This is a genomic window from Streptomyces niphimycinicus, assembly GCF_018883605.1.
Lineage (GTDB): Bacteria > Actinomycetota > Actinomycetes > Streptomycetales > Streptomycetaceae > Streptomyces > Streptomyces niphimycinicus.
In genome coordinates, this window is record NZ_JAHLEM010001185.1 from 1 (window position 1) to 522 (window position 522).

At 70.5% G+C, this 522-nt stretch carries 1 protein-coding gene; it reads right to left on the reverse strand.

What is annotated here, in order from left to right:
• The coding region (locus KN815_RS48720; protein ID WP_216348151.1) for an acyltransferase domain-containing protein at positions 1-522 on the reverse strand (522 nt) is incomplete at both ends.

The following is a 522-nucleotide window of genomic DNA, read 5'->3' on the forward strand; positions in this document are numbered from 1 at the left end:
GTGCAGCCGTGCCAGCGCGGTGGTCAGGGCCACGGCCTCCGAACGGTCCTTGCGCAGCACCGGCACGTTCACGGGCGCCGAGGCAGGCTGCTCGCCCCGTTCCGTCAGGCAGTCCTGCGTCATCGCCGAGAGCACACCGTCGGGGCCCACCTCCAGGAAGGTGGTCACGCCCTGTCCCTCGAGCGTCCGCACCCCGTCCAGGAAGCGCACGGCTTCCCGCACGTGGCGCACCCAGTACTCCGGCGAACACACCTCGGCCTCGGAGGCCATCCTGCCGGTGACGTTGGAGACGAGGTCGATGGCGGGCGGGGCAAACGACAGCCCCTCGACGACCTTGCGGAAGTCGTCCAGCATGGCGTCCATGCGGGGCGAGTGGAACGCGTGGCTGACCGTGAGCCGACGGGTCTTACGGCCCTGCTCCGCCCACTGCCCCGCAATCTCCAGCGCCGCTTCCTCGTCACCCGCGATGACCACGGCCCTCGGGCCATTGACCGCGGCAATACTCACCTCGGCCTCACGACC